Source organism: Woronichinia naegeliana WA131 (assembly GCA_025370055.1).
GTDB classification, from domain to species: Bacteria; Cyanobacteriota; Cyanobacteriia; order Cyanobacteriales; family Microcystaceae; genus Woronichinia; species Woronichinia naegeliana.
This window is the reverse complement of sequence record CP073041.1, coordinates 2824811-2847397: the sequence shown is the minus strand read 5'-3', so window position 1 is coordinate 2847397 and position 22587 is coordinate 2824811. Positions and strand designations below refer to the sequence as shown.

General features: G+C 42.4%; 16 protein-coding genes and 1 pseudogene. 6 read left to right on the top strand and 11 right to left on the bottom strand.

The features are described from left to right. Positions 1 to 83: 83 nt before the first annotated feature. The 3 genes and pseudogenes from KA717_14525 (at position 84) to KA717_14515 (ending at position 4871) form a co-directional block, all read left to right on the top strand. Positions 84 to 1425, top strand: a pseudogene (locus tag KA717_14525) (IS5 family transposase). A gap of 525 nt (positions 1426 to 1950) precedes the next feature. After that, a complete protein-coding gene (locus KA717_14520; GenBank protein ID UXE63689.1) occupies positions 1951 to 3444 on the top strand; it encodes a UDP-N-acetylmuramoyl-L-alanyl-D-glutamate--2,6-diaminopimelate ligase in 1494 nt (497 codons plus the stop codon). Between the two features lie 308 nt (positions 3445 to 3752). Then, the gene (locus KA717_14515; GenBank protein UXE63688.1) at positions 3753 to 4871 is read left to right on the top strand and encodes a pentapeptide repeat-containing protein; all 1119 of its coding nucleotides are present in this window, start codon (positions 3753 to 3755) and stop codon (positions 4869 to 4871) included. A 92-nt stretch (positions 4872 to 4963) separates the two neighbouring features. Here KA717_14515 and KA717_14510 read toward each other — a convergent pair whose 3' ends face one another. The 4 genes from KA717_14510 to KA717_14495 all read right to left on the bottom strand — a co-directional run bounded on the left by KA717_14510 (position 4964) and on the right by KA717_14495 (position 7506). Continuing rightward, the gene (locus KA717_14510; GenBank protein ID UXE63687.1) at positions 4964 to 5302 is read right to left on the bottom strand and encodes a DUF433 domain-containing protein; all 339 of its coding nucleotides are present in this window, start codon (positions 5300 to 5302) and stop codon (positions 4964 to 4966) included. A gap of 350 nt (positions 5303 to 5652) precedes the next feature. After that, the gene (locus tag KA717_14505) at positions 5653 to 6129 is read right to left on the bottom strand and encodes an ISAs1 family transposase (GenBank protein UXE64666.1); all 477 of its coding nucleotides are present in this window, start codon (positions 6127 to 6129) and stop codon (positions 5653 to 5655) included. 36 nt (positions 6130 to 6165) lie between these two features. Further along, complete coding sequence (locus KA717_14500) at positions 6166 to 6366, bottom strand: DUF4277 domain-containing protein (GenBank protein ID UXE63686.1); 201 nt, start codon at positions 6364 to 6366, stop codon at positions 6166 to 6168. A gap of 261 nt (positions 6367 to 6627) precedes the next feature. Beyond that, entirely contained in the window at positions 6628 to 7506 is an 879-nt protein-coding gene (locus KA717_14495) for an amino acid ABC transporter substrate-binding protein (GenBank protein ID UXE63685.1), read from the bottom strand. A 255-nt stretch (positions 7507 to 7761) separates the two neighbouring features. On the opposite strand from KA717_14495, the gene zwf reads away from it, so the two are divergent. After that, positions 7762 to 9291 (top strand): glucose-6-phosphate dehydrogenase, encoded by a 1530-nt coding sequence (gene zwf / locus KA717_14490; GenBank protein ID UXE64665.1) that lies wholly within the window; start codon positions 7762 to 7764, stop codon positions 9289 to 9291. 6 nt (positions 9292 to 9297) lie between these two features. Here the strand turns inward: zwf and KA717_14485 are convergent, their stop codons facing one another. From KA717_14485 to KA717_14470, 4 genes are all read right to left on the bottom strand, one after another. Further along, a complete protein-coding gene (locus KA717_14485; GenBank protein UXE63684.1) occupies positions 9298 to 13650 on the bottom strand; it encodes a PAS domain S-box protein in 4353 nt (1450 codons plus the stop codon). A gap of 256 nt (positions 13651 to 13906) precedes the next feature. Further along, positions 13907 to 15400, bottom strand: a complete 1494-nt coding sequence (locus KA717_14480; GenBank protein ID UXE63683.1) for a transposase — start codon at positions 15398 to 15400, stop codon at positions 13907 to 13909. A gap of 21 nt (positions 15401 to 15421) precedes the next feature. Continuing rightward, positions 15422 to 16030, bottom strand: a complete 609-nt coding sequence (locus KA717_14475) for an IS607 family transposase (GenBank protein ID UXE63682.1) — start codon at positions 16028 to 16030, stop codon at positions 15422 to 15424. 88 nt (positions 16031 to 16118) lie between these two features. Further along, positions 16119 to 17681, bottom strand: coding sequence for a hypothetical protein (locus KA717_14470; protein ID UXE63681.1), 1563 nt, complete (start codon positions 17679 to 17681; stop codon positions 16119 to 16121). Between the two features lie 199 nt (positions 17682 to 17880). On the opposite strand from KA717_14470, the gene KA717_14465 reads away from it, so the two are divergent. Next, positions 17881 to 18033: a hypothetical protein gene (locus KA717_14465; GenBank protein ID UXE63680.1), complete on the top strand. Its 153-nt coding sequence runs from the start codon at positions 17881 to 17883 to the stop codon at positions 18031 to 18033. A 160-nt stretch (positions 18034 to 18193) separates the two neighbouring features. Here KA717_14465 and KA717_14460 read toward each other — a convergent pair whose 3' ends face one another. Together KA717_14460 and KA717_14455 are read right to left on the bottom strand one after the other, a co-directional pair. After that, the gene (locus KA717_14460) at positions 18194 to 18958 is read right to left on the bottom strand and encodes a YebC/PmpR family DNA-binding transcriptional regulator (GenBank protein UXE63679.1); all 765 of its coding nucleotides are present in this window, start codon (positions 18956 to 18958) and stop codon (positions 18194 to 18196) included. A gap of 72 nt (positions 18959 to 19030) precedes the next feature. Then, positions 19031 to 21700, bottom strand: coding sequence for a DNA topoisomerase 4 subunit A (locus KA717_14455; GenBank protein ID UXE63678.1), 2670 nt, complete (start codon positions 21698 to 21700; stop codon positions 19031 to 19033). A 97-nt stretch (positions 21701 to 21797) separates the two neighbouring features. Here KA717_14455 and KA717_14450 point away from each other — a divergent pair, with 97 nt between their 5' ends. Next, on the top strand, positions 21798 to 22202 hold the full coding sequence (locus KA717_14450) for a response regulator (protein UXE63677.1): 405 nt from the start codon (positions 21798 to 21800) through the stop codon (positions 22200 to 22202). 36 nt (positions 22203 to 22238) lie between these two features. On the opposite strand, the gene KA717_14445 is transcribed toward KA717_14450, so the two are convergent. Then, positions 22239 to 22535 carry a hypothetical protein gene (locus KA717_14445; protein UXE63676.1) on the bottom strand — a complete coding sequence of 99 codons (297 nt, stop codon included), beginning with the start codon at positions 22533 to 22535 and terminating at the stop codon, positions 22239 to 22241. Positions 22536 to 22587: the final 52 nt, after the last annotated feature.

Genomic DNA, 22587 nt, shown 5'->3' with positions numbered 1-22587 from the left:
AGTAGGCGAATTAAGAACCGCTAGAATGCACGAAAATAGGGTAGAATGCCTCAAAACCATTGCATTAAGAAGAGAGAAAGCAGATGTACCGAAAGCAACAGTACTCAATTGAAACACCAGAAAACTTGAAAAATCTGTTCGGCGGGCAGTTAGACGAAGAAAATCGTTGGATAGAAATGTCAAAAATGATTCTTTGGGAAGAATATGAGGAAGAATATGCAAAAAACTTCACAGAAAAAAAAGGAGCCCCAGCCAAATCATTTAGAATGGCATTAGGAGCATTAATTATCAAAGAAATTTCAGGAAAAAGTGACAGAGAAACAGTAGAACAAATAAAAGAGAACCCTTATTTACAGTACTTTATAGGAATGGAAAGCTATAGTAGCAAAGAAGCATTTAATGCGTCAATGATGGTTCATTTTCGTAAAAAAATAGGAATGGAATTAATAAATAAATAAAATTAATAAAGAAATAGAAAAAAAAGCGACGGGTGTAGCGTCAGAAAAAAAAGAAAATGAAGGAAAGTTATTGTTAGATGCGACTTGTACACCAGCAGATATAAAATATCCAACGGATATAGGAATATTGAATGATGCCAGAGAAAAAACAGAAAAAATAATAGATAAGCTGTATGAAGAAATAAAAGAGAAAAGGAAAGAAAAGCCGAGGACTTATAGGGAAGTGGCAAGAAAAGAGTACTTAGCCATAGCAAAAAAACGTCGTGTGTCAAAAAAAGAAAGAAGAAAAGGAACAAAAAAACAACTAGGATATATAAAAAGAAACTTGTCTGATATAGAAAAAATGATAGAAGAGGGAGCAAAGTTAGAAAAACTAACGAAAAAAGAGCAAGAAGAGCTTGTAACGATAGGAAAAGTGTATGAGCAACAGTTAGAAATGTATGAAAAAAAGACAAATAAAGTAGAAAACAGAATTGTGAGTGTAAGCCAACCTCACGTGCGTCCAATAGTGCGTGGAAAAGCGGGAAAAGCAGTAGAGTTTGGAGCTAAAATATCGGCAAGTAATGTGAATGGCTTTGTCTTCTTAGACAAATTAAGTTGGGATAATTACAACGAATCGGGAGATTTACAAGCGCGAATAGAAGAATATAAAAGGGAAACAGGATGTTATCCGGAATCGGTTCATGTGGATAAAATCTATCGAACAAAAGCGAATCGAGCTTATTGTAAAGAAAGGGATATAAGAATGAGTGGTCCCCGATTGGGAAGACCGCCGAAAGAGGTGAGCAAAGAAAAAAAGAAAGAGGCACGCTCAGATGAAAGAGTGCGTAATGCCATTGAGGGTAAATTCGGACAGGGAAAGAGGAAATTTAGTCTTGGTCGAGTGATGGCCAAACTACCTGAGACCTCGGAAACGGTAATTGCGATGAACTTTTTGGTAATGAATCTTTCTACTCTACTTCAGAAGACAAAAAGTAAAAAGTTGTAGAGTCGTTTTTCTTGTGAAAAATGGTGTTAATTTTCCTCTCTTTTGTGAGGAGTGATTTGTGTTGACCTTTTTAGACAGAAAGGAACAATAGATTAAACAAAATCTGTATTTTGATTTGTTTCCATAAGGATAAGTTATCTATGCTTTTTCAGTCCATACTTCCCTAACCCACATTTCTTTCGTTTTTTGACTTTTTCAGCAAGCCCTATTTAGTGATTGATCAAGTTTGTTTGCAGGTTGCTGACTCTCCAAGAGGCTAAGATTCGAGGAGGAAGTACAAAAAACGTCAGAAATCAGCGAAATCTCTCTTGACACCATAAAAGCGAGATAGTGTCTGTATCTTATGTTACCGTTTGAATTTGGAATTGCTGACTCAATTTCTTCAGCAGGAGGGGCCTAGGCAATATAATCTAAACTGAATACAGAACAGATTGCTAGGCAGACGGAACTTAACGATCGCCTTTGGGTTCTTAAACGGCAAAAACTATTTTTATTGGGAAAACGATGAGCAAGTTACGTGAGCTTTTGGCCAAGGTTACTGAATTGGAGGCACTACCTAATCATCCTGCCTTGGAAGCAGAAATTCAGTCGATTTCCACCAATTCCCATGCTTGTCAAGCCCATTCTTTATTTCTGGGAATGCCGGGTACAAGAGTTGATGGGGGTGAGTTCTGGCCTAGTGCTTTGGAAGCAGGGGCGATCGCGGCCCTAGTAACACCAGTGGCCTTGAGTAAATTTCCAGCAACGGCTGAAGCTTGTGTGATTTCCGTTCAAGATATGGTCACAGCTTGCTCCCAAATAGCGGCGGCGTTTTATGGTGATCCCACGCAACAATTAACCCTGATCGGGGTAACGGGAACCAATGGCAAAACCACGACCACCCATTTAATCGAATATTTTCTGCAACAAGCGAACCAACCAACGGCTCTATTGGGAACCCTTTATACTCGTTGGCAAAATTTTCAGAAAATCGCTGCCCATACCACGCCCTTTGCCACGGAATTACAGGAACAATTGGCAGAAGCGGTCAAGGCTGGCAATCAATACGCGGTTATGGAAGTCAGTTCTCATGCCCTGGCCCAAGGACGGGTAAAAGCCTGTGAGTTTGAAGTGGCAGTTTTCACTAATCTGACTCAGGATCATTTGGACTTCCATAAAACCATGGAAGAGTATTTTGCGGCCAAGGCCTTATTGTTTGAAGAGCATTATCTCAAAGGCCGGGCTATTCTTAACCGCGAGGATGTCTATGGCCAACGTTTAATGGAGAGTTTACTCAAAGAGCGAGTTTGGTCTTACGGAGTTAACGATTCCCAGGCAGACTTTCATACCCGTCATTTGACCTATGAACCCAATGGAGTGAGTGGCACTTTAGTGACACCTGTGGGGGCGCAGGAATTTCGATCGCCGTTGGTGGGTCAGTTTAATTTGGCCAATCTTTTGGCGGCGATCGCGGCGGGTTTACAGTTAGGCTTAGATTTAACCCAGATGGTGGCCAGTTTGCCGGAGTTTGCTGGAGTGCCAGGTCGAATGGAACGGGTGCAAATTCAAGAAGATCAAGACATTAGCGTTATTGTGGACTATGCTCACACGCCCGATAGTTTGGAGAATTTACTGAAGGCAGCTCGTCCTTTTATTCAAGGCAAAATGATCTGCGTCTTTGGTTGTGGTGGCGATCGCGATCGAACAAAACGGCCCTTGATGGGCAAAATTGCGGCAGAATTGGCCGATCTCGCTGTTGTCACCTCTGATAATCCTCGCACCGAAGACCCTGAACGGATTTTAGCCGATGTTATTCAAGGGATTCCCGCACAGATCGATCCCTGGGTAATCAGCGATCGCGCTACGGCTATTCATCGAGCCATTCGAGAAGCCAAACCAGGGGATGGGGTGTTAATTGCTGGTAAAGGCCACGAAGATTATCAAATTCTAGGAACAGAAAAAATCCATTTTGATGATCGTGAGCAAGCCAGGGAAGCATTAACCTTGCGATTAAGTTAGCTGGTTTTCTCTCAATTAGATCCGCATCAATTGAACTACACTTGGCACGGTCATAGATTGAGATTTTCGCCCTCTAAATCCCCACTTCGACAGGCTCAGTCCATTGCCAATACTGGGGGACTTTGAAACCCATAAATAGAGAACGGTTCTCCCCAAAGTTGGAGGGCTAGGGGGGCTAAACTAAAAAACTCTCCAACTTCCCCATTTTTAATCAGTTAAACAAAAAAAAGCGCATCTCATTTTCTGAGTAATGTGGTATATTCTATCTAATGATGTAATAATTTATAGAGATTTATCCTAAATTCTTCATGTCCACTGAGCAATTTGACAACCCTACACCATCATCCTCTAATGATAACGATATTTACGCTAAGTACTATGAGTTATTGGAAAAAAATAACGAGCAGCTCGCAAAAAAGATCTGCGAGGAAGCAAGGGCAGCATTAGAAAAAGAACGATTGGAAGCTAATCCATCAGTATTGCGACGGTTGTGGCGATGGACAGGAATTGGCGAAAAGAAAGGTTGGGACATTATACAGTTAATAAGCACCGTTTCTATTCCTCTACTATTATGGTGGGGGACACAATATTTTACTGACCAGAACAATAAACAGCAACAGGAACTTGCGAAACAAAACAAGATAGAAGAAAGGGAGATTGCGGATCGAAAACAAAAAGATGAATTACTGAAAACCTACATTAATGACATGAAGGCATCGCTGTTAGATAAAGATTATCCTTTAAAAGACTCGAAGAAAAATAGTGAAAGTAGAAGTATCGCTCGCACCATTACTTTAACGACTTTAACGCAACTGAATAGTGAACAAGATCAACAAAAAGCTAAGGAAGGAAAATACAATCAACGGAAGGGTTTGATTATACAATTTTTGTATGAATCAGGCTTAATTAAATTTGATCCCAAAGTTGCTTCAATTATTTCTCTTAACACAGCAGATTTGGCTTTTGCCAATCTCGAAAATGCCAACCTCTACAATGCCAACCTCTACAATGCTAACCTCTACAATGCCTACCTCTACAATGCCTACCTCGAAAGTGCCAAACTCAACCGTACCAACTTCAAAAGTGCCAACTTCAAAAGTGCCAACCTCAAATTTGCCTACCTCGGAGGTGCCAACCTCAAAAGTGCCGACCTCAAAAGTGCCAACCTCGAAGGTGCCAACCTCAAAAGTGCCAACCTTACCAGTGCCGACCTCAGCTTTGCCAACCTCTACAATGCTAAAAACTTAACTAATCAACAAATTAAATCAGCCTGCTCTTGGGAAAAAGCAATATATACTGAACCCGATCAGAGAAATAGATCGATCGCCAAAGACCCAGAAGCTAATCAAAGAAAAATTAATGAAATTAAACAAGATAAAGCTTCAGATTCTCTAACATTTCCCCCCGATTGTTCCATGTGGAAATAGAATTTTCGCGCAAAGAATCCGTTTTTAAAATGATTACCGTTTTCTTATTTTTTAATAGTTTGATAATCTTTTTTAACTCCACTCATCTTTCTTTAAGTCAAAATTACTTTTCTTTCAATGACTCCTTCAGAACGCAATCTTTTAACGAAAGGAGAAATTCCTGCTTCTAAACGTAGCTTCTCCGCATATTCAAACCGTCGCTGAACATCAGCATCAATCTCTAGTTTATGTTCCCAATAATAAGCCAAAGCCGAATAAATCTGACTCATACTAAGATGGGGATATTGAAAATGTAACTCTTCAGGACTCCAACCATAGGCATGAATTGAAGTCACTAATTCGACAACCTTCATAGATGTTCCTTCGATAAAAGGAATCTCATTTTCGTCTCTGAGAATAAACTTATAGTCAGTCGTTAAAGTTTGGTTCATAGGTTTCTTTTTGATTAGCTCAAAATGTTATTATAGCAAATACCCGAATTTTGTAAGAAAGCTATCCAAGATAATGGTCATTTTTTCTTATAATACATTTTCATTTAATAAGAATTGCCGAAGGGTTAAAGCAAAATTAGCACTATCTTCTAATTGAGCCTTGTATTATTAAGATGTGTCCATTCCTCAGTGGATCAACTCTAATGTCCATAAACTGATTGATAATAATGCTTATATTCTTCGGATAATAACGGTTGCCACCAGTCCTGATGACTCAAATACCACTGAATTGTTTTGCGATTTCTGTTTGCGTTCCCATTGCATCTAAAGTCACTACGGCTCCCTTGATGTTAAGTAACTTCAGTAATCAGTAACAAGGGGACTGCCGTTATTTCATTCGACTTACTATCTACTTTCTTTTGAGCTAACATTAGTCCTTGTTCGCTGCTCCAAGCATTTACCGTATGTAACGCCTTGAGTCCTTTTTCCCTATCATAAGAACCTCTTTTCGTTTTTCCATCTATCTGTATTAGCTCTATGTCCATTTTCTTGGTTATACTACTTATCCAGCTCAGAAAACTTTTTTCTAATTCTTCTGTTTCTAACCTTCCAAATACTCTTCCAAAGGTATCGTGAGAGGGAATTCCCTTTGGTAACTCTAGAAACGTTTCTAGCCATTCTCGTTTGGCTTTGCCATAGGCTTCAATGGCTACGAAGCCATCTGCCCCTGACAATACTGCCAATATTCCTATGGTGACAATTGCTGTTAAGTTATGGTCTTGCCTTCTCCCTGTCCTCGGTTCTTTTAGGTACTGAAAATGTTTCAGGACGCTTCTTTTGAGAATTTTGATTTCTTTTTCTTGTTACGGAGCATTTACACATCCTAAGCAGTTTAATATCATTGCTTTTACTATTGTACCTACACTCAGCTTTTCTTGAGGATGAGTTCCTACTTCTTCATTGATAATTTCTACTAAACCCATTTCATCTATAATCCCTGCTACTAGACCTAAGTGGTCGAGGTCTTTAATATTTAGGTTCTCCATTTTTACTGTTAATTTCATCTACTACAAGACTCTATTTTAGAACTTTATTTATATTTTGTATCCTTACCCAAAATTAATGCACAGGCACCCATACTAGCTCGCGCGAACTACTTCGCCTCTTCGACAATCTGTGGAATGTGAGTTACAAGCGTGATTCTTTCAAAGCGTGATTCTTTCAAGATGTGTGTACACAGTAGCTTATCAAGGGGGGCAGGGGGGATCAGGCACAAAATCTATGTTCAATTTAATTGGAACCAGTCACTTAGCAATAGATAGAATTTATTCAAGCTGATCATTAATTTGATTATTTTCGAGGGGTGTTGTCTTCTGTTGCTCACAGTATTTAATAGCACTTTCAATTTCGGGAAGAACCGGGCCAATCCACTTTTGATAGAGTTGACGGGCTGCATAATTTTTAATGGTTTCATCCACTAATGCTTTCCATTCTGGATCATGATTGGGTAAAATTAGCCCGTAGGCTTCACAATTAAGCGGTATTTTAGGAATCATTAAATAATCTGTTCCTAGGGCCAGATTTTGTAATAACGCTTCCCCAAGCAATAAAATTCCATCACTGGCAAACGCATCAATTTTTTCCTGCCGAAGAGCCTGAACCCCTCTCAAGCGACCTGTCACCCCCTGAAATTCTTGTATCGTTGCTTCAGGATATTTTTCTCGAATAAACTGTAAGTTAGTCGTATTTCGTAAAACGCCAATCGTAATTCCCGGAAGAGAACTATTGGGATTAATTCTACTCTTATCTGCTTCTCGAATTAGTAGTTGAGTTCCCGTCAAAAGAAAGGGTTCGGAAAAGGTGACATTTTTATAATCAAGATTGGCACGAATACTATTAGGGCCACATTCTAGATAAACTACACCATCATCAACCAGATCAAAACGATTAAAGAGAGTTGACTTAAATAATTTCACCAGGATAGTGGGTCGATCTAGTTTTCTAATTACTTCTTGTTTTAGCAAGGCCATAAAATCAAGACAAATGCCTGTCCAATTATTATTCAGATCTCGATAGCCAAAGGGAACTGCATCTTCTCTGACGGCAACTTTGAGTAAGCCAGTTCTTTGAATTTCTTGAAAGACTGTTTTATTTTGAGCTAATAGCGGTGTCGAACAGGAAAAATAGAGACCAAATAGGCTCATTAATCCCTTGCTAACAAAATTTGATTTTGATAATCTCAATTGGGTTCTAATGGTTACAGGCATCATGATTATTTCTGGATGAGCGATCGCATTATGGCATTGTTACAAGGTCAAAGGCACAAGCGGCGATCGCAGTTCCGCCCCAGGCTAGAGCCAGAAAAATCAACAAAGTTTAATTTATCAAGGATAAAAATGGGTCTTCTGGGATTTTCGCGCTATTTTTAAGCTGAGTGCCTACAGGACTAGATGCAATTTATGGTAACGCTACTAGAAAACCCCTTTCGAGTTGGACTTCGACAAGAACGCACCCCAGACCCCCTGATTTTAACGATTTTTGGGGCATCCGGTGATCTGACACAACGCAAATTAGTGCCAGCCATTTACCAAATGAAGCGGGAACATCGCCTTCCCTCAGAACTCACGGTAGTCGGGTTTGCTAGACGAGACTGGAGCCACGACCATTTTCGGGATCAAATGCGTCAAGGCATTGAAGAATTTGCCGATGGCATTGGCAGTGAAGAACTATGGAATGAGTTCGCCAAAGGACTATTCTACTTTTCTGGGGACATGGACAATCCAGACAGCTATAACCGCTTGAAGGCCTTTCTGGCTGAACTGGATGAACAGCGCGGCACCAGAGGTAATCGCGTTTTCTATTTAGCGGTTTCGCCGAAATTCTTCCCGCCGGGGATTAAACAACTGGGAGCCGCCGGAATGTTAAGCGATCCCAGCAAACAACGGATTGTCATCGAAAAACCCTTTGGGAAAGATTTGACCTCTGCCCAAACCCTGAATCGCGTGGTTCAAAATGTCTGCCAAGAAGAACAGGTCTATCGGATTGACCACTATTTAGGTAAAGAAACTGTTCAAAATTTGATGGTTTTCCGTTTTGCTAATGCTATTTTTGAGCCAATTTGGAATCGTCAGTTTGTCGATCATGTCCAGATCACGGTGGCGGAAACCGTTGGAGTGGAAGAACGGGCCGGTTACTATGAGACGGCGGGGGCCTTGCGGGACATGGTACAAAATCATATTCTGCAATTACTCTGTTTAACGGCGATGGAACCTCCCAATGGCATTAATGCAGATAGTATTCGTAACGAAAAGGTGAAGGTCTTGCAGGCCACCCATTTAGCCGATATTAGTAACCTCGATAAATCTGCAGTGCGGGGCCAATATAAAGCGGGTTGGATGAAGGGTAAACCGATTCCAGGCTATCGAGAAGAACCAGGGGTTAATCCCAATTCTTCCACACCAACTTTTGTGGCCATGAAATTACTGATTGATAACTGGCGTTGGCAAGGGGTTCCCTTCTATTTACGAACCGGAAAACGCTTACCCAAAAAAGTGAGTGAAATTGCCATTCAATTTCGAGATGTACCCTTGCTGATTTTTCAGTCCGTCGCTCACCAAGCCAATCCTAATATTCTAAGCCTACGGATTCAGCCCAATGAAGGGATTTCACTGCGCTTTGAAGCCAAAATGCCTGGGGCAGAATTACGCACCCGTACAGTGGAGATGGATTTTAGCTATGGCTCTTCCTTTGGAGTCGCTACGGCGGATGCCTATCATCGGCTTTTATTGGATTGTATGCTAGGGGATCAAACGCTCTTTACCCGTGCGGACGAGGTGGAAGAGGCTTGGCGAGTGGTCACTCCGGCCTTATCGGCTTGGGATGCTCCGGCTGATCCGAGTACTGTTCCCCAATATGAGGCTGGTACTTGGGAACCGGCGGAGGCGGAAATGCTGCTCAATCAAGATGGCCGCCGTTGGCGTAGGCTCTAGTCAGCTTTATGGCTGATTTTGAACATTCCGCCCATTCCAGGATTGATAGTCTCTTAGCCATTCCAAGAGATGGGAGTAGGGCATGGGTCGAGCAAAATAATAACCTTGACCCTGCTCACACTTGAGCCAACGTAATTGGGTGACTTGCATTTCCGTCTCAACCCCTTCGGCAATGACATCCAAGTTAAGGGCATGGGCTAACATCACAATGGTGCGGATAATTTCGGTATTTTCGTCATCGGGCTTCATGGGCATGACAAAGGAGCGATCAATTTTTAAGGTGTTAATAGGAAAGCGGTGCAGATAACTTAAGGAAGAATAGCCTGTGCCGAAATCATCTAGACAAATTTCGATGTTGCGATCGCGTAATTCTGCTAGGACGTTGGTTGCCAGTTCCATATTATCCATGAGGATACTTTCGGTAATTTCTAACTTGAGACAAGTGGGCTGAAGTTGCGTTTTGCAGAGAACTTGGTCAATCTTTTGTAAGAGACTTTGATCGCGAATTTGGCGGCTGGAAATATTAACACTGATTTTCAGCTTTTGATGTTGGGGAAATAATTTTTGCAACTGGGCAACTTGATGACAGGCTTTTTCTAAAATCCACTGTCCCATGGGAATAATTAATCCTGTTTCTTCGGCGATCGCAATAAAATCTATCGGTGAGATCAAACCCTCACTGGGGTGATACCAACGAATTAGGGCTTCTAGACCAGCCAAGCCCCCTTCCTGCAAATCGACAATGGGTTGATAATAGACCTGAAACTCCTGACGTTCCAAGGCCCGCCGTAAATCGTTTTCTCGTTGGAGACGGTTGACCGCTAGGGTGTGCATAGCCGGATCAAAAATACGATAACAGGCTTTGCCATCTGCTTTGGCATGGTACATTGCCGTATCTGCATCCCGTAAAATGTCCTGGGGATGACGGTAATAGGGATAGTTAAGGGCAATACCGATGCTGGTATTGGTAAAAATTTCTTGCCCGTTCAAAATAAAAGGATAGGTTAATTGGCGATGAATCCTATTCGCGACGGTGATCGCATCCTGCACATCATGAATATCCTCCAGCAGCATGGTAAACTCATCCCCGCCTAAGCGCGCTAGGGTATCATTGGGTCGCAGACATTTCTGAAGACATTGGGCAATCTCCTGTAGAAGTAAGTCGCCATAGGTGTGACCTAAACTATTATTGATATCCTTGAAACCATCCAGATCTAAAAAGAGGACAGCAAAATGATAATCGTGGTAGCGAGAATTGCGTTGCAAGGCATGACCTAACCGATCCAAAAACAGCAAACGGTTGGGTAAGCCGGTGAGGGAATCATGGGTCGCACGGTGGTTAAGTTGCTCGGTGGCCAGCTTCTGTTCCGTGATATCGCTATCAATGCCATCTAAACGTAGCGGACGACCCTGCTCATCATAAACAACTTTAACGCGCCGCAAGAGCCACCGAATTTCGCCACTTGGCCACACAATACGATATTCGACTTCTGCACTGCCCCGTTCCCATAAAACTTGCAGATGACCTTCCATTAGAACTTGATCTTCCGGGTGAATGGATTCAAACCACAAGGTCGGATTGTTATAAAAATCGGTCAGCGATCGCCCATAAACCGCTTCGGTGGCGGAATTGAGGTAAAGGGTTTCCATAGTGATGGCAGAAGCCGACCAGACCACATCTTGAATCGAACTGAGAATTCCCTCTAAACGTTGTTCACTTTCCAACAGGGCCTGCTCAATCGCCTTTCGTTCAGTAATATCTGTCACCATAGCCAGTTCTCCCGCATAGTTGCCCTCTTCATCAAAAAAGGCACTTTTGGAAACCATCGCCCACAATTTCTGCTGATCCTTGCGATAAAACTTAAAGTCTTGGGTTTCGCGGCTATGGGGTAGGGTACAGGTGGGGAAGGACAGATTTAAAGGGTTAAAAGCATAGTTATTATCCATAAAAGAGAAAATGTTATGGTGTAAAAGCTCTTCGATGGAATAGCCCAGCATCATTGCCAATTGCTGGTTAACAAAGATCGTTTCCTGATTTTGATCCAGAATCCAAATACCATCGGTGGTTAATTCCACAATACGGCGATATTTTTCTTCACTTTGGGCCAGAGCCTGGGCAGAGGTGTAACGTTCGGTAATATCTCGCAAAGACACTAGATGGGCATTGCTTTGTCCCCAAGTGATGTCCACCACCCGCATTTCGGCCATAATCAAGGCTCCTGTGGGGTGATGAAGGCTAATTTCTGTAATTTCATTGGTGATGACGGGAATGCCCAAATGATCACCCAACAGTTCTGCTTGAGAACGCCCAAAGAGTTTACTGGCAGCAGGATTGACAAATTTGATCATCCCTTCACCGTCGATCACCAATAGGCCATCGGAGATGGTGGTAATAATGCGGCTCAAACGTTCTTCACTGGACTGAAGATCGGCTTCAATCTGTTTTGCGATCGTAATATCAGTGGCAATACCATCCAGACGAATGGCCTTGCCAGTGTCATCGTAAATCAGATGGGCGCGATCGCGGAGCCAACGAATCTCTCCATTGGGGTAAATGATGCGATAACGAATATCCTTAGCAATTCCTTCCGTATGCAACCGTTCACTGGCCTGTTCCACAAAGGCTCGATCTTCAGGATGGATGATTTCTAACCACAGCCCAGGATTTTGATGAAAGTTGGCTAGGGGTTGGCCATAAAAGTCGGCGATCGCTTCATTCAAATAAATAAATTGTTGAGTTTCCAGATCCACCGACCAAACCATGTCCTTAAGAGACCCTAAAATGCTGTGCAACTTATTCTGGCTATCTTTTAAGGCGGCTTCTGCTTGTTTGCGTTCACTGATATCAATCAGAATAGCTAAAAATCCCGTCGGACGACTAAGTTCATCGTGAATGGTAGAAAAGGTAATTTGACACCACAGTTCAGAACCATTGTGATGGCGACAGGGTTGTTCTTGAGAGAGAGAAACTTTCCGACCCGTTTGAGCATTCGTCAAAAAAGATTGAAATTCAGTAATAGCCTGATTTTGCTCTAGAGTGGGAGAAAATTGTATGTTAATGCGATAGAGATCGGTAAAGACTTTGGTTCTCACTTGTTCGGTGGTATAACCCAGAATTTTAGAAAAGCCTGGATTCACCGTCAAAAAATTGCCAAACCGATCTAGCTGAACAATGCCGACCCCTGCTTGTTCAAAAATACCTCGAAATTTAGCTTCACTGGTGGCTAGATTCTCTTCGACTTGCTTAATATCACTTACATCAGCCTGGATGCCAATAAAATTGGTGAGATGGCCCTGTTCATCTTGAACGGGTGCAATATACAATTGATTCCAAAATAAGCTGCCATCTTTACGATAATTACGCAGCGTGACCTGGCATTCCTGTCCCGAACTCAAAGCGTCTCGAATAGCCTCAATCTCTGTCTGATAGCGGTCATCTTTCTGCAAAAAATTGCAATTTTGCCCTAGAATCTCCGATTGACTATAGCCGGTAATCGTTTCAAAACCCTTGTTCACATAGATGACTGGATTAGTTGACTCCAGAGCATCCGTAATGATAATGCCATTTTGGCTGGCATTTATGGCTCGTTCCAGTAAGGTTAAACGAGATTCGTAATTATGCCGATCAATCGCCGCCGACAAAATATGACTGACAATCGTCAAAAAACTGATTTCCTCGCCGGTAAATTTATACTCGTCCTTGCTATAAATCCCTAATACACCGAAGGGGCCTAGGGGAGTGGGCACAATGACGGTGAGTCCACTGACCACTTGATGATTCTGAAGAAAGGGATCGCCGCGAAAACGGGTTTCAACCCGTAAATCTTGAGTTAGAACGGGTTGATAGGTGGCCATCACCAAGTTTTCGTTGATCTGGAGGGTATAGCCTGTATAGGAACGTGATGTGGCCTCAATCGTCACTGTCCCTAAGTCCTGATCAGATCCATAACTCGCCCCTAACATGAAGGCACTTCGATTAGGTAGTAATTCCCAGAGACAGCAAAGATCAACTTCTAAGGTCTGGGCCACTAGAGTAACCACTTCGTCAAAGAGATGGTCGAGATTTCTATTTAAAATGCTCCGTTGTCCTAATTGGGAGATCGCATCCTGACGCTGATAACGTTTTTGCTCGGTCTGTGACTCCTCCTCTGTATTTATTTGGGAGAGCAACAAGGCTTCTAGGCGTTGGCGTTCTGCAATTTCGGTCTGGAGTTGGGATTGAAGAAGCGTTATTTCTACTGCGGCAGACGATTGGTGCTCTACTGGCTCCGTCGTGCTTGGAAAAAGGGTATGAGTATCTTTGCGTGCATCAAGGCTAGAAGGCGGAATATTATGCTCCTGTTTTTTTAACTCGATCACTATCCTCATGAAGAGGATTTCTTTTAAATTTTTAACCAATCCTTGAATAATCGTTGATAAATAATGCATTTGATAAGTTAGAACCACCAATAGCGTTCGGATGATACAAACTTCTAATCAGTTGATAAGCTTTTAAGTATTTATGCTGATTAAGAAAACGGGCAAAGAGAGCGAAATAAAACTGCTCTTACTTGCTTTTCACGAAAAGAAGATTCAATATCGCTTTATTAATTATAGAGGCACACAGAAAACGGAGTTAACCGAAGTTAAACAGCGTCAACTGCTTTATATTCGCTCCCTGATTGACCGATGGAGGCTTGCGCTTCCTTGGTTCTAGGGTCTGGGACTTGCCTTTGTCCGTTTTCGCCTCGAATAGTTGACCCTGCATAGGAGTCAAGCTATCCAGAAACTTCCGAGTCCGTTCTAGCAATATTTCCTTTGCCTTTTTATAGCCAAGAAAACGGGGGATTTCAACGTCTCCCAGTCTTGCTAGAATGTTGTCAGCCGCGTTGATATCAGAGTGTAATACGACCCCATCATGTCCGATAAACTGCTCCCCTGAACGAGTCCCTGTGAGAGTCCCGAACCGAGAATCGAGTTGTGACGTATAGGCACTGTTAACAGCAACAATCGCGCAACCTACGCGAGTTGAAACCTGATTAAGAGCATCGGCGACCACGCCTTTACACCAAGAAGAAACGTTTCTTTTCATCCGTTTTGTTCTTGTTTTTTTGTTGCGAATTTGCTCTGTTAAATCTTCAAAGGCTACCTTAATCGCATTTTGCATGAGTTGATGGGTAGCCGTAAAAACAAGGGTTTTAATTTGTCCCTTGAAACGGGACTCTCGTTTATCCCATTTCTGTTTACCCAAGTTGTTACGATTAATCCTATCCGCTTTGGCGGTATCCCCTTTTTGGATTGCTTTATCGGCAACAGATTTTAATTTGTTGCGCTTAACTTTTTTAGCTGTACGATAATCGGTTTCTTTCGTTTGCAAGGAACCAAAATTATTACCTAAAAGTCTAGCACCATCGTTAGAAGAAGTGGCATAAACTTCCGTATAACCCCTATCGCAACCGATGGTTAAACCTTCTGTTTTAGGTTCTGCTTTTTGAATATTAGTTGTGTAATGAATTTCCCATCTATCAGCCCGTTTAATCAAGCGTAACTGACAGGTAACTTCGTGAGGTAATGTAGTCGGAACTTTTATGGCTTTTCCCTTTTCAAGTCCACCAAAACGAAGCCAGACCACTCCATTTTCATCGAATTGTGTATCAAAAGCTCTGAGGATAATTTGATTGTTAACCCTTGTATGACCACGATGCCAATATTTACGAACAAGAGAGCATAACTTAGGGTGATTAAGCCAATCACGACTTTCTAGGGTTAACTGTAATACTCCTTTTTTGGAGTGAAACGTTTGATAAGATTGCCCCAGTGCCTTCATTACTTTTTCAATACAGGAAGCTTGTACAAGGTGAATATTGTCTATTACATCGTAAAGAGTTGAATCCCACAGTTTTGCGGGAAGTTGATATTTTTCACGAAAGGGGCGGAGTAGTTTGTCGATCTCGAATTTTGAGATTCCCCAAGCTTTTAATGAACCAAATTCATTCCAGAGGTCACAACGAAGTTGACCCAATCGAAACGCGATGGTATCCAGTTCTTCCGACTTCCACTTATTCAGTTCTTGAGTTCCTAGAATAGCAATCCTAGTTACCGTCAGTTGACCTTTTACCTTGCGTTTCATTGAGTTAACCTCCTCGCTTTATTATAGTGCTTCACATTGCTTGGTTGTTGAATTTATTGTAGATATATTTTGTTCATCCTCAATCTTTTTCTTGTAAGCACGAAGAAAATAGAGTTTGGAACTAAAGCAGTGCATTATACTCATAAAATCGTGCATCAATTCTTCTTGAGGAGATAGTTTACTATTGTTGATTACCGTGATTTTACAATCGTGAAGATGACAGAACCATTCCACAAAATCAAATCCAAATCGGCAAAGTCGGTCTTTATGTCCAACAACAATTTCGCCGATTTCTCCTTTTGATACTTGAGTCATTAATTTCAGGAAGTTTTTTCTCTTCCAGTTCATTCCACTGGCGACATCCTTGACCACTCTTGTCCCTGGGTAGGCATTCCCCAAAAAGTCAATCTGACTCTCAAGATCATTGACTTGGGTTCTCGTACTTACACGAGCATACAAGACCCGTTCTCTCTCGACAGAGATTGACTCCTCGAATGCAGACTCAGGGTATCTACGATGTCCACCAGGGGAACGAATACAAGGGATTTTCCCTTGATCTGCCCAGTCGGACGTTGTTCTTGGGTGATAACCGTATTTTTGATAAACTTGGGTTGGGGTTAGGTACTTCATTTGATTTACCCTATTTTACTCCATTATACTTCGTTATTCTGTGATTAGGTGTGTTGACTTTTCGGTTTTTTTCAAGATTGCGTAACTGTCATGGCTGAACGCTATATTCTGCCTCAAACCCTTGAAAGGCTTTTTCTAATTGCCATTGTAGGCGGGCCTTTTCACTCTGGTTCAGAAACTGTTGACAAGGCTGTGATGGTTTAGTTGTCCCTTTTTCACAGGCGGCGATGGAGATAAATTTGCGGCGATCGCGCCAGAGACTTTCCCCCGACACAAAAGCATACTCCAGACTATTACGGGCCATCATTTTCAGCTGTAAATAGCCTAGCCCCTGATCCTCAGCGGCCTTGAGAAATTCCTGGGACATATCAGAGCGGGCAATGCCTTGATCATCAGTTGCCAGGGCCACAGGAACCCCATATTCCAGATAGGTGGCCAGAGGGTGACGTTTGCCGGTAATCCCTAAAATAGTTTCATTGCTGCTCAGACAAATCTCAATCAGAACATTACGCCGGACTAATTCTTTTAACAGTTCATAGGGCTGATCTTCATTCATGATCGCTACACCATGACCAATCCGTTCAGCATGACCCGTTCGCACCGATTCGCGAATATGAAAAGTTAGGTCATCGGGGGGAACCAGACCGGGAAAAAGTTCTCCGGCATGAAGAGTAATATGGGCTTGAGGATACTGGAAGTGTAGATAGTTCAGCATTTGCATTTGCAGGGAAAAATTTTGTCTGGCCATCAAACTATCTTCTGGTTGTACTAAATTAACGGCAACAAAGGGAGAATGGGGGAGGTTGGCCAGCATCAAGCCAGTCACCATCTGAGCAAAAACCCTTTCTAAGGCTGCACCTCTGGATATTTGGGAGATATAGCGAATGGTTACAGTACAGCCTGGGTCTGCCTGGGGAGTTTCACACTGAAGTAAACGATTTTTTTCTTTTTCTGCTGCTGCAATTTCTTGAATTCCCACTGTCACGGCTTCGTCAATATTATTCTTTTTCAATTGATTAAAACTATTCTCAAAATTACCGTCCCAACCGGCTTTTTCTCCCACTTGACGGGATATTTTACTAGCAGGGGTCAGCATTAATTCTAAATAGCTTACTTTGCCTTTGGCTGCTTGAGAAGCAGCTTCTGCTAACATTCGGCCCGTTTGATGATCGGTGGCGGCTCCAAATTGACTAAAGGTTTCAAAAAAGCGATCGTGACCGTTTTGTCCTGAGTATTGCCAGAAACGCATTGACCAGGCGTTAACTAAACGATTGTAGAGGGTTTGGTCAGTCAGGGCTTTACTAATGGGAATCTGGGCCGCTGTTTCTTCACAGGGAGCTTCTGATGCTATCCAAGTGACTTGACTGACACAAAGACCGCGATCGCTGGCCCACTGGATATAGGATTCGGCGTAAATGGCTCCTGATAAATGATTATGCAGATCACCGCCTTTGGGCATTTGGCGTAAAAAAGCTAACATCTGGGGAGGAGATTGACGAATGCGTTCAAAGTAAAGGGCTGTTTTTTGTTCCGCAGCATTTTCTGGGATGAGTTTGGTTGCTGATTGGGCTTGGACAACGGTGGTTAGGGAACTGACCAGCAGCAGGGAGCTAATACTTTGCAGAAAAAAACGACCCCATTGATTCGACATTGATATGGCATCTCTCACGATGTTAATGTTTGTATTTTACGAGAATTGAGGATATTTTGGCGATTGCGGCACAAGTTTTGAGCTAGAATTGCTCTAGGATGAATCTTTATGGCTCACCTCGATTTAACTTCATTTTTATGGGAAAAAGTCATTTTAAAAAAGCGATCCCGCAGGGATCTGGCTACGCCAGCACGCGTCTTTGGAAGCCCGAATTGCTGAACATCAAGAGAAAATTAGATTAGAATCAAAAAAAGAGTTAGTCGATCAAGCCTTAATTAATCATTGGCAAAAGGAAATTAGGGCTTTTGAAAAAGGTATTCAACAGGCATTAAAGAGATTGGGTAAAAACTAATGCAATTAATCACTAGAAAAATTAACACTCAAAATTCTACTTTAAACCGCTTAATAACTGAGTTACAGGAAGAATGTCAAAATGTTCTTTCTTTGGTTAATCAATTGCATTAGAGAATATATTGATAGGTTAAAGATATTTTGCTCTTCTATTTTAGACTCTAATAGGTAAGATAAAGCAGATTATCATTGAGTTCAAAATTAGCCGTTACGGTTTGTACATCGTCTAGGGATTCCAGATGATCAATTAACTTTAATAGGGTTTTGGCTTGCTCTGGATCTGTGATTTCAATGGTATTTTCAGGAATCCAACGCAGTTCTACCTCCGTAACCTTGAGATTTTTTTGCTTGAAAGTTTGGCTGAGATATTCTAAACCGGCAATAGTCGTAAAAACTTCTACTCCTCCCCCTTCTTCTTCCTCTAACCATTCATAGTAATCGGCTTCCCCTTCTAAGCAAGCTTCCAAAAGTTGCTCCTCTGAAATTGTCCCCATTAAACGCACTATTCCTTTTTGGGCAAACATCCAACTGACGCAACCTGTTTCGCCTAAATTGCCTCCTTTTTTACTGAAGGCAACCCGCAGATCCGCCGCCGTGCGATTACGGTTATCGGTCAAGGCTTCAATCAAAATAGCAATGCCCCCTGGCCCATAGCCTTCATAACGGATTTCCTCTAGCTCGGCCTCGCCACTACCATAGGTTCCGGCTCCTTTGGCAATCGCCCGTTCAATATTTTCATTGGGAATACCAGCGATTTTGGCTTTTTCGATCGCGGTTCGCAGTTGAAAGTTACCCGCCGGATCGGGCAAACCTTGACGGGCAGCCACAATAATAGCTCTAGAAAGTTGAGTAAAGGTATTTCCTTTTTTGGCATCTACCCTGGCCTTCTGACGTTTAATATTGGCCCATTTACTATGACCTGCCATTGATTTTTATTCCCTCAGATTTGCTAGTGAAACTCTAATCCCATGATAAAAAGTTTTATGCTGAACAATCTCTCAAGAAAGAAGCTTAGGAAAATGGGTGATCTGGGTAATCCATTCTTCTGGCTGAAGTTTCACCAGGCGATCGCCGCTACCATCCTTGCCCCAGGGAGAAAATCGCTTGGTCGTTAGCATAAAGACATTTTCCAAATTGGTTTGTAGTCGCAGGTCGAAACCGGCTTCATGGGGGAGTAGGGCCAGTAAGCGATCGCTCTTGTGAGTAAATTGGATCGCTGTTGTGCCAATATCACCCAAGTTCCCCTGCCGTAAATGTTCAATTCCCAAGGCTTTACCGTAACCCTTGGCGGTGATGAGGAGGACGGAATGCTGGACATTGACTCCCAAACTACCAATCAACGACTCCTGGGGTCTGAGACGAACCGCCGGTACGCCCTGGGATTGACGACTCATGGGGACAATCCGATCTTCGTGCAGGGAAAAACGTAATAATCTGCCGCCACTGGTGGCCAAAATTAAGGCTTGTTGGCTCTGGACAAATTGCAAAAATTGGAGGCGATCATCTTCTTTGAGTTTAAGTAAACTTAAGCCCCGTTGTTTGACCTCTTGCAATTCCGAATTAAATAACCGTTTTAAACGACCCTGACAAGTTAGCAACAGTAAATCCTGGTTAAGTTCCGGCGTAACAAAAAATTGTCCGATCGCCTTTTCGGTTTCTTTTTGGGCTGACGGAGGCAGTAGATCTAGCAAGGAAATAGTAGCAACGGCCAGGGGCGGAATGTCTTTAACAGCAATGGGATAGGCCTTACCGCGATCGCCGACAATAATTAAGGGGGCTTCATTGGGAATGACTTGCTCAAAAATTACCGGATCATCTTCAGTTTGAGGCTTTTCTTCCTCTGGTAAACACCAATAAATTTTGCCCGTTGCCGTGATATTAACCAGTGCGTTTTCCGGCGGTTGTTGAGGTGTGAAAAGAGACAACGATTTATTTTTGGCAACTGTTGGGGATGGGGTTATTGATTCAGTCGTTGGGCTAGAATTTTCTGGAGTAATATTTTCTGGAATAAGATTTTCTGGAATCGGATTTTCTATGCTGTCTGAAAAGGCTAAATTGTCTGCTAACGGTGTTTCTAACGCCATCGCTTCGGTGGTGATTTCAGAAAATCCGGCTGCTATCTCAGGCACAATCACTGATTTTGAGGCTTTTGGTTTGGAGGCGATCGGTTTTAAAATCTTCGTGCGTCTTGGATCGGCAAATTGTTTTTTTAACGATCTTAATTCCTTTTTAAGGGCCTTTAAACGAACTGGGCGATCGCTTAATAATCTTTCTAACTCTTCAATACGAGATTGTAATTGATCATGTTCCTGTTGCAACTTTTGTCGTTCTAAACCCGTTATGCGACGCATGGGCATGGCTAAGATCGCCTCAGCTTGATTCTCCGTTAATTCTAAACGGGACTGTAATTGCATTTTGGCACTACTGCCATCGGGGGCAAAGCGTAGCACTTCAATAAGGGTATCTAACTGATTAAGCGCAATTAGTAAACCCTCAAGAATGGAGCGACGGTGAGTGGCTTCTCCTAATTCGTGGCGATATTGTCGCGTGAGGGTTTCTTCGCGGAATTGTAAAAATTCTTCTAGGATTTGACGTAGGGATAATTGAACCGGTTTATTGTTAACTAGGGCGAGAAAAATTACTCCAAAATTACTTTGTAAAGCTGTATTTTTATAAAGTTTTTCTAAAATAGTTTGAGGATCAATATCCCGTTTTAATTCAATCACGACCCGCATTCCAGTGCGATCGCTTTCATCCCGTAGATCGGCAATACCTTCAATTTTGCCACCGTTAACCAACTCTGCTACCTTTTCAATCCAGGCGGCTTTATTAACCTGAAAAGGTAATTCTGTAACGATAATGGCTGTGCGTTGACGATTACGCCGTTTTTCCGTTTGTACCGTTTCTAAATGGGCAACCCCTCGTACTGGAATTAAACCTCGCCCTGTGCTATAGGCACTTTCAATGCCTTCACTATTGAGAATTTCTCCCCCTGTCGGAAAATCGGGGCCAGGAATATAACGCCAGAGTTCTGCATCGGTTAAATCTGCTTTATCAATCAGGGCAATTAAACCATCCACCACTTCACTCAAATTGTGGGGAGGAATATTGGTGGCCATACCAACGGCAATACCTGAACAACCGTTGAGCAGCAAAATCGGTAATTGGGTCGGTAAAACCGTCGGTTCCTGTTGGGAGTTATCAAAATTGCTGGTAAAGTCAACGATCGCCTCACTAATGCCCTGAAGAGTTGCACCCATCGCGATCGGTGCTAAACGGGTTTCGGTATAACGCATGGCAGCAGGGGGATCATTGTCCACCGAACCAAAATTGCCATGACCCGATAGCAATGGATAACGACTGGAAAAGTCCTGCACTAAACGCACCAACGCATCATAGACCGACTGATCACCGTGAGGATGGTATTTTCCCAACACATCACCCACCACCCTGGCACATTTACGAAAAGGGCGATCTGGCGTTAAACCCAATTCATACATGGCATATAAAATGCGCCGATGAACAGGCTTGAGACCATCTCGGACATCCGGTAGAGCGCGGCCGACAATAACGCTCATGGCATACTCTAAATAAGAGCGTTCCATTTCGAGGTGAAGGGCCGTGGGGATAATTTGACCTGTCGCTAAAAGCTTTAGCTGTGTTGTCATGAAAGCTCTCGTGTCTTATTTCTATAGCGGCCAATGTTAGCATTGAGAGGCTTTGAGTTACTTCCTTTGCTAATTTCTGTTGTTGTGGGAGAAGAGAATGGCAACCGTTTTGATTGTAGAAGACGATCCGATGAATTTTCGGGTTTTTTCCAAAATTCTCACCAAACGGGGAGGATTATCGGTGTTGGGAACAGAGGATGTGGAAGAGATTTTGCAATTGACCAGTACGGGACAAGTGGATATTGTTTTGATGGATGTTTCCCTTTGTCGCAGTGTTTACGAGGGAAAATCGGTTGATGGTATCCGTATTACTCAGTTGTTAAAAAGTAATCCTCAAACGGCTCCGATTCCTGTCATCTTGGTGACAGCCCATGCGATGGAAGGCGATCGCGAATTATTTTTGGCCAACAGTGGGGCTGATGGTTATATTGCCAAGCCGGTGGTGGATCATGAAAATTTTGTCAGTGAGGTGAAAAAGGCGATCAGTGAGACAGGAGAATAATCCTAACTTGGCCTTAAAGGTACTTAGAAATAATGATTATCGGTTTTTATCGGTTGCAGCCCCGATTAGCAACTCATCTTGTCCTAGAAATAGTTCAGGATCAAGTGAGATAAAATCACCTAAAATATGTCTAGGAATCATTTTTCCAGAACCTAAGATATCAACTGAAATACCATCACGAATAATTATTTTAAATAATTCCTGCTCTTTTTCCATTAAAGTTGCTTCTAATTCAATGATTTGTCCTTCTTGATTTAATAAATTTAAAAATTCTCTAGAAGATAGATGAATAAAAGTCTTGTGATTTATTTCATTTGTAAGCTGATCGCCCAAGTTACCTGTCGCATCAAGATCAGAGATCCGACATTTGTCCAAAAAATAATAA

Coding starts and splice junctions, on each gene's coding strand:
- KA717_14520 (UXE63689.1), top strand. CDS start 1,951: ATGAGCAAGTTACGTGAGCTTTTGGCCAAGGTTACTGAATTGGAGGCA.
- KA717_14515 (UXE63688.1), top strand. CDS start 3,753: ATGTCCACTGAGCAATTTGACAACCCTACACCATCATCCTCTAATGAT.
- KA717_14510 (UXE63687.1), bottom strand. CDS start 5,302: ATGAACCAAACTTTAACGACTGACTATAAGTTTATTCTCAGAGACGAA.
- KA717_14500 (UXE63686.1), bottom strand. CDS start 6,366: ATGAAATTAACAGTAAAAATGGAGAACCTAAATATTAAAGACCTCGAC.
- KA717_14495 (UXE63685.1), bottom strand. CDS start 7,506: ATGAGCCTATTTGGTCTCTATTTTTCCTGTTCGACACCGCTATTAGCT.
- zwf (UXE64665.1), top strand. CDS start 7,762: ATGGTAACGCTACTAGAAAACCCCTTTCGAGTTGGACTTCGACAAGAA.
- KA717_14480 (UXE63683.1), bottom strand. CDS start 15,400: ATGAAACGCAAGGTAAAAGGTCAACTGACGGTAACTAGGATTGCTATT.
- KA717_14475 (UXE63682.1), bottom strand. CDS start 16,030: ATGAAGTACCTAACCCCAACCCAAGTTTATCAAAAATACGGTTATCAC.
- KA717_14470 (UXE63681.1), bottom strand. CDS start 17,681: ATGTCGAATCAATGGGGTCGTTTTTTTCTGCAAAGTATTAGCTCCCTG.
- KA717_14460 (UXE63679.1), bottom strand. CDS start 18,958: ATGGCAGGTCATAGTAAATGGGCCAATATTAAACGTCAGAAGGCCAGG.
- KA717_14455 (UXE63678.1), bottom strand. CDS start 21,700: ATGACAACACAGCTAAAGCTTTTAGCGACAGGTCAAATTATCCCCACG.
- KA717_14450 (UXE63677.1), top strand. CDS start 21,798: ATGGCAACCGTTTTGATTGTAGAAGACGATCCGATGAATTTTCGGGTT.